The organism is Arthrobacter sp. Dra40, from assembly GCF_059091905.1.
Genome location: NZ_JBNHHB010000304.1, coordinates 1 through 4,990 on the forward strand (window position 1 = coordinate 1; position 4,990 = coordinate 4,990).

Genomic DNA, 4,990 nt, shown 5'->3' on the forward strand with positions numbered 1-4,990 from the left:
AGGTCTCCGTCTTTGAAACCCAAATTGCCTGCCACATTCTCTACCGCGGCGGCTTCGGCCTCGCCCACTGTGCTCCTCCTGTATGGAACGTATTGATGCGCCCGTCGATGACGGCGGGCGTGTTGCTAGTTACAAGCCAACACCCTAATCGCCGTCGCTTCAAGCCACCCGCACGCCGGTGCGGATTTTTTGCCGCGGCGCGCCCCTCTTGAACGGTTCCGGGTGGCGCTTTCGGTCCGCTTTCGGCAGGGCTTGCCGTGCTGCTTAATAGTGGCCGGGCGGCCACGCGGCCGAAGGACGACGGCGGCGCGCTCCCGCCGTCGTCGTGCGCCGTTTGTCGAAGCGTGCGGTGCGCCGCCGTCGAACCGTGCGGTCCGCCGCCGTCGAACCGTGCGATGGGCCGCCGTCGTAACCGTGCGATGGGCCGCCGTCGTAATAACTGGCATGGCGGGCTTCGGCTGCGTTGTAATGCGGTGAACAGTTAGAGTGGCACTGAAGAATATCCCTCCCGGCCGGACCATGCGCCGGGTCGCTATGCCACGTAAGGCGCAGACACAATCTGCACGTATGAGAGGTTGGACGTGAGCGCAGGAGAAGATACCTCGCACATCCTGAGCGGGCTGACAAGCCAGCTGTCGGATCGCGATCCCGAAGAAACCGCCGAATGGATCGAATCCTTCGACGGCCTGGTGGATTCCCGGGGCACCGAACGTGCCCAATACATTGTCCGCTCCCTCCTGCAGCGTGCGGGTGCGCAGAGCGTAGGCGTGCCGATGGTCACCACCACCGACTACGTCAACACCATTCCGGTGGACCAGGAGCCGGAGTTCCCCGGCGACGAAGAGATCGAGCGCCGCTACCGTGCCTGGATGCGCTGGAACGCCGCCATGCTGGTACACCGGGCGCAGCGCCCGGACATCGGCGTGGGCGGCCACATTTCCACCTACGCCGGCGCGGCCACCCTGTATGAAGTCGGCTACAACCACTTCTTCCGCGGCAAGGACCACCCCGGCGGCGGCGACCAGGTCTTCTTCCAGGGCCACGCCTCCCCCGGCATGTACGCCCGCGCGTTCCTTGAAGGCCGGCTGACCGAGGAGGACCTGGACGGTTTCCGGCAGGAGAAGTCCCGGCAAGGCCACGCCCTGCCCTCCTACCCGCACCCGCGCTCCATGCCCGAGTTTTGGGAATTCCCCACCGTGTCCATGGGCATTGGCCCGGCCAACGCCATCTACCAGGCGCAGCTGAACCGCTACCTCCACAACCGCGGAATCAAGGACACGTCCGACCAGCACGTCTGGGCGTTCCTGGGCGACGGCGAGATGGACGAGCCGGAATCGCGCGGCTTCCTGCAGCTGGCCGCCAACGAAAAGCTGGACAACCTCACCTTCGTGATCAACTGCAACCTGCAGCGCCTGGACGGACCCGTGCGCGGCAACGGAAAGATCATGCAGGAGCTCGAAGCCTTCTTCCGCGGCGCCGGCTGGCATGTCATCAAGGTGACCTGGGGCCGCGAGTGGGATGAGCTGCTGGCCAAGGACCAGGACGGCGCGCTGGTGGACATCATGAACTCCACCCTCGACGGCGACTACCAGACCTACAAGGCCGAATCCGGCGGGTTCGTCCGTGAGCACTTCTTCGGCAAGACCCCGCAGACCAAGGAAATGGTCGCGGACATGACCGACGAGCAGATCTGGAACCTCAAGCGCGGCGGCCACGACTACCACAAGGTCTACGCCGCGTACCGGGCTGCCACCGAGTTCAAGGGCAAGCCCACGGTGGTCCTGGCCCAGACGGTCAAGGGCTACGGCCTGGGCACGCACTTCGAGGGGCGCAACGCGACGCACCAGATGAAGAAGCTGACCCTGCAGGACCTGAAGGACTTCCGGGACCACCTGCGCATCCCGATTTCGGATGAGGAACTCGAAGCCGATCCGTACCGGCCGCCGTACTACAACCCGGGGCCGGACACCCCGGAGATCAAGTACATGATGGAACGACGCGCCGCCCTCGGCGGTGCTGTTCCGGAGCGCCGGACCAAGCACCAGCAGCTCCACCTGCCCGAGGACAAGGCCTACGAGGTCGCCAAGCGCGGCTCCGGCAAGCAGCAGGCCGCCACCACCATGGCGTTCGTCCGGCTGCTCAAGGACCTGATGCGGGACAAGGAATTCGGCGCCCGAGTGGTTCCGATCATTCCGGACGAAGCCCGGACCTTCGGCATGGACTCGTTCTTCCCGACCGCGAAGATCTACAACCCCAAGGGCCAGAACTACCTCTCGGTGGACCGCGACCTGGTCCTGGCGTACAAGGAGTCCCCGCAGGGCCAGATCCTGCATACCGGCATCAATGAGTCCGGCTCCACCGCCGCCTTCACCGCCGTCGGCACGTCCTACGCCACCCACGGCCAGCCGCTGGTGCCGATCTACATCTTCTACTCGATGTTCGGCTTCCAGCGCTCGGGCGACTTCTTCTGGGCCGCCGCCGATCAGATGGCCCGCGGCTTCGTCATCGGCGCCACTGCCGGACGGACCACGCTGACCGGCGAGGGCCTGCAGCACGCTGACGGACACTCCCCGATCCTGGCCTCCACGAACCCGGCCGTCGTCACCTACGACCCGGCCTACGGGTACGAGATCGGGCACATCATGCGTGCCGGCCTGGAGCGCATGTACGGGGGGAACCATCCGGATCCCAACGTGATGTACTACCTGACCGTGTACAACGAGCCGATCATCCAGCCCACCGAACCGGAAGAACTGGACGTGGAGGGCCTGGTCAAGGGCATCTACCTGCTGGCTCCGGCCAAGGTGGACGGGCCGCGCACCCAGCTGCTGGCCTCCGGCGTGGCCGTGCCCTGGGCCCTGGAAGCCCAGCAACTGCTCGCCGACGACTGGGGCGTCTCCGCCGATGTCTGGTCCGTGACCAGCTGGAACGAACTCCGCCGCGACGGCCTGGCCGCCGAGGAAGAGGCGTTCCTGAACCCCGGATCGGAACCGCGCAAGCCCTTCGTCGCCCAGCAGCTCGAAGGCGCGACGGGCCCGGTGGTGGCCGTCACCGACTACATGGCTGCCGTGCCAGACCAGATCCGTCAGTACCTGCCCAACGAGTTCGCCACGCTCGGCGCCGACGGCTTTGGGTTCTCCGACACCCGCGCCGCTGCCCGGCGGTTCTTCAAGATCGACAGCCACTCGATCGTGGTCCGGGCACTGCAGATGCTGGCCCGCCGGGGCGAGGTCGACGAGAGCGTGCCGCGCGACGCGTTCGAGAAGTACCGGCTGATGGACGTCAACGCCGGCACTTCGGGCAACGCCGGGGGCGACTCCTAACCCCGGCAACTGCACCACTGCGCAGGCGGCGGATTCGGCCTTTTTCGGCCGGGTCCGCCGCCTGTTTTAGTAGGAACCACACAAAAGCCGGAATGGAGCTTGCCCGGCCAAGTGCGTATGCTCATTGCATGCCCCAAGCCCGGACCGAACCCGCCGATACAGCTGCCCAGCCGGGCACGGCGGCCGCCGAGAAATCCGCAGGAACCCAGGCACCGCCGTCGAAACCGGTGGCCGGCCGCGGCCCCGCAGGTGCCGGGCGCGCAGGCGCAGGGCGAGAAGGTGCCGGGCGCGCAGGCGCAGGGCGGAAAGGCGACCGCGCCGCGACCGGGAACCCGGAAACGCTGGAACGGCTGCGGTCCAAGGTTGGCGCGCTGGCTACCGCGACCCTGAAGCGGCTGGATGCGGATTTGCCCTGGTACCGCGGGCTCCGGCCGGACGAGCGCTCTGCGCTGGGACTGGTGGCGCAGAAGGGCATCGCGTCCTTTGTGACCTGGTATGAACGGCCCACGTCCCCGGCCTGGGTGATGAACGACGTGTTCGGCACCGCCCCCACCGAGCTGACCCGCTCCATCAGCCTGCAGCGTGCCCTGCAGCTGATCCGCGTAGTGGTCGAAGCCGTGGAAGACGAAGTCCCCGACCTTGCCGGCGGCAGCGACGAGGCGCAATTGCGCGAAGCCGTGCTGCGCTACTCGCGTGAAGTGGCCTTCGCGGCCGCCGACGTCTACGCCCGCGCCGCAGAGACGCGCGGGTCCTGGGACACCCGGCTTGAGGCCCTCGTGGTCGACGCGATCCTGCGCGGCGAAAGCTCCGACGCCCTGCGCTCACGCATCGCCGCGGTCGGCTGGAAAACCACCGGCCCCATCACCGTGATGGTGGGCGGCTCCCCCGGCGAACCCGGCCCCAGCTTCGTGACCGAACTGCGTCGCGCCAGCTCCCGCTACGCCGCGGACACACTGGTGGGCATTCAGGGCGACCGGCTGATCCTGGTGCTGGGCGGCCTGTCAGACCAAGACAGCGCGTTTGTGCGCCTGGCCGAGCTTTTCGGCCCCGGCCCGGTGGTCTACGGCCCCGAAGCCCGCTCGCTCGTGGACGCCAGCAGCTCGGCGCAGGCCGCATTCGCCGGCCTCAGCGCTGCCAGGGCCTGGCCCGCGGCGCCGCGGCCGGTAGCCGCCAACGACCTGTGGCCGGAACGGGTGATGTCCGGTGACGACGCCGCGCGCCGCGACCTCTACAAATACATCTACGTGCCGCTGATCAACGCGGGTAACGGGCTGGTCGAGACCCTTTCCAGCTACCTGTCGCTGGGGCATTCGCTGGAAGCCACGGCGCGTGAACTGTTCGTCCACGCCAACACCGTGCGCTACCGGCTGCGCCGGGTATGCGACGTCACCGGCTGGGATCCCCTGCTGCCGCGGGAGGCCTTCGTGCTCCAGACCGCGCTGGGCGTGGGCCGCCTGATCGCCCCTGCGCGGAGCGCCAAGGACCGCGCGCCGAGCCGCCAGTAGACTGCGATAGCCACGGCCACCTTGTAGACTTCCTACAAAGCGGTCCGGCGAGCTTCGTGTGCCGAAACCCCGTGGAAACCGACTCCTCTTTGGAAAGCTTGAATACGTGCTTGCAATAGTCTGCCCGGGCCAGGGCTCCCAGACCCCCGGGTTCCTCAATCC

General features: G+C 67.4%; 3 protein-coding genes. All 3 read left to right on the top strand.

Annotation, left to right across the window (positions count from 1 at the left end; genetic code table 11):
- Positions 1-212 (top strand): hypothetical protein (locus tag AC5RWT_RS34425; protein WP_494084141.1); only part of this gene is annotated, 212 nt, incomplete at its 5' end.
- Between the two features lie 369 nt (positions 213-581).
- Positions 582-3,323, top strand: a complete 2,742-nt coding sequence (aceE, locus tag AC5RWT_RS34430; RefSeq protein WP_494084142.1) for a pyruvate dehydrogenase (acetyl-transferring), homodimeric type — start codon at positions 582-584, stop codon at positions 3,321-3,323.
- A gap of 128 nt (positions 3,324-3,451) precedes the next feature.
- On the top strand, positions 3,452-4,828 hold the full coding sequence (locus tag AC5RWT_RS34435; protein ID WP_494084143.1) for a PucR family transcriptional regulator: 1,377 nt from the start codon (positions 3,452-3,454) through the stop codon (positions 4,826-4,828).
- Positions 4,829-4,990: the final 162 nt, after the last annotated feature.